Below are 2,443 nucleotides of genomic sequence, written 5' to 3' on the forward strand. Positions count from 1 at the left end.
CGCACCGGTGCGCGGGTCGACCCCCTCGGGCCGGACCGGGCCGGTGGCGGGTGCGTGGGCGCCGGGGTGCGCCGGGGGCTGGGCGGGCGGCGGGCCCCAGTGGCCGGCCGGGGCCGGCGGCGCCGCCATCGACCCCTGGTGCGCCTGGTGCGCCTGGTTCTGGCTCGCGTTCGCCGACGGGTTCGCCGGCTGGTGCAGGGGCTGCTGCTGGGGCTGTTGCGGCGGCGGGGAGTGGACCGGCTGGGCCGGCGGCCGGGCCGGGGCCGCGGGGCGCCGGTGCCGCTTGCGCTCGATCAGGTCCAGCGCGGCCGGCGGCAGCCAGGTGCCGCCCTCCTCGCCCGCGTCGTCCCCGGAGAACAGGTGCGGCGCCAGCTCCGCCTGGATCTGCGCCGGGGTGGGCCGGTGCTCCGGCGCCGGGCGCATGCAGGCCCGCACCAGGTCCACCAGCTCCACCGGCAGCCCGGACAGGTCGGGCTGGTCGCGCAGCAGCTTGAAGACCGTCTCCACCGGGTTGCCGCCCCGGTAGGGCGCGTGGCCGGTGGCGCAGAAGACCAGCAGCGAGCCGAGCGAGAAGACGTCGCTGGCCCCGGTGACGCTGCGGCTGTCCTTGGCCTGCTCCGGCGACATGTAGGCGGGGGTGCCGACCGCCACGTTGGTCATGGTCAGCCGGGTGTGCGAGACGCCGGCGGCGATCCCGAAGTCGATCACCCGCGGCCCGTCCTCGACCACCAGCACGTTGGACGGCTTGAGGTCGCGGTGCACCAGGCCGGCGGCGTGGATGGACTGCAGCGCCTCGGCGATCCCCGCGATCAGCCAGCGCACCCCGTCCACCGGCAGCGGCCCGACCTCCCCGACCAGGTCCTCCAGCGAGGGCGCCGGCACGTACGCGGTGGCCAGCCAGGGCACCCGGGCGTCCGCGTCCGCGTCGACCACGGCCGCGGTGTAGAAGCCGCCGACCGTCTTGGCCGCCGCGATCTCGCGGGCGAAGCGCACCCGGAACAGCTCGTCCTCGGCGAGCTCGCCGCGCACCGTCTTGATCGCCACCCGGCGACCGGAGGCCGACCGAGCCAGGTACACCAGCCCCATCCCACCGGCGCCGAGGCGCCCGAGCACCTCGAAGGGCCCGATCCGTCTCGGATCCTGCGCCGTCAGCTGGTCCACTCGGCTGCCACCTCCCCGTCCGCTCGCCACCCGTTCGGGGGCCGCGGTTGATTCTCCAATGCGTGCGGCCCCTGAGCCAATCTCCCCCCGCTTCGGTGCCGCGGCCGTGTCGCGGGCGACCGTCGGCTTCCAGCCACCCCGGAGGCCCGGCGGGGCGTGGCCGGCCGGTGCGGACCGGGCGCGGGCGGCCGGGCGGACCGGGGGCCGGTGCCGACCGACGGCCTGTCGAATACGCACCCGCCCGGCCGATCTGACGTCGGCTCGGAAGTAACCGCATTCATGCACGGGGCTACGCAGAGCAACCCGAGAGCCCCTCAGTCCACTCCCCGTCACTCTGTGCCGCCATCAGCACACGGGGGGGCTTCGAATATCGCTATCCCGCTCCCCATTACGCACCCCGCACGGACTAATAGTCGCATCACCGAATCGCGGCATGATCGGTGCGCGGTAAGCTGACGGCATGACAGGACAAGTTCGCACCGTCGACGGTCGCGTCGCCGGGCGACGCGGACAGGAGACGCGGCAGAAGCTGCTCGACTGCCTCCGCGAGATGCTCAGCACGTCGCCGTACCGGGACGTCAAGGTCATCGACGTCGCCCGTATGGCGGGTACCTCCCCCGCGACCTTCTACCAGTACTTCCCGGATGTCGAGGGCGCTGTCCTCGAGATCGCCGAGGAAATGGCCAAGGACAGCGTCGAGCTCAAAGAGCTGATCGACGGAAAGTCCTGGGCGGGAAAGTCCGGCACCACCACCTCCGAAGAACTGGTGGACGGATTCCTCGCCTTCTGGCGCAAGAACGACGCCATTCTCCGGGTGGTCACCCTCGGTGCCGCAGAAGGGGACAAGCGGTTCTTCAAGATCCGCATGACGGTCCTCAACTCGGTGGCCAAGCCACTCGCGGACGCCGTCAAGGAACTCCAGGCCAAGGGCCAGGCCGACAAGGCGCAGGACGCCGCGGCGGTGGCCGGCTCGCTGATCTCGCTGCTGGCCTCGGCGGCGGAGCATCAGAAGGCCTTCACCTCCTGGGGAGTCAAGGTCAAGGATCTGAAGCCCACCCTCGCCCCACTGGTCTACCTGGGCGTCACCGGCAAGCGGCCGCCCAAGTAGATCGTCCTACGACCCGCTAGTCCTTCATATCGTGTGCTCGCGCGTGGCCCCGGCCTCCTGTCCGGTGGAACGTCGGGCGGCGGCCGTGTCCTCGGGGGAGGTTCGCCGACGTACCGCAGCGCGCTGGCCAGACACGTGGCTGTGGGCGGGACCCCGTCGGGGTCCCGCCCACAC

Annotated in this window: 2 protein-coding genes; one reads left to right on the forward strand and one right to left on the reverse strand. The window is 72.6% G+C overall.

From position 1 onward, the window contains the following. Positions 1-1,161 (reverse strand): serine/threonine-protein kinase (locus ACQRUO_RS38720; protein WP_428320880.1); only part of this gene is annotated, 1,161 nt, incomplete at its 3' end. Positions 1,162-1,621: 460 nt separating this feature from the next. Between ACQRUO_RS38720 and ACQRUO_RS38725 the strand changes: the two genes are divergently transcribed. Next, positions 1,622-2,269, forward strand: a complete 648-nt coding sequence (locus ACQRUO_RS38725; protein WP_428320881.1) for a TetR family transcriptional regulator — start codon at positions 1,622-1,624, stop codon at positions 2,267-2,269. Positions 2,270-2,443 lie beyond the last annotated feature (174 nt).

This window comes from Kitasatospora sp. LaBMicrA B282 (assembly GCF_050325825.1).
Lineage (GTDB): Bacteria > Actinomycetota > Actinomycetes > Streptomycetales > Streptomycetaceae > Kitasatospora.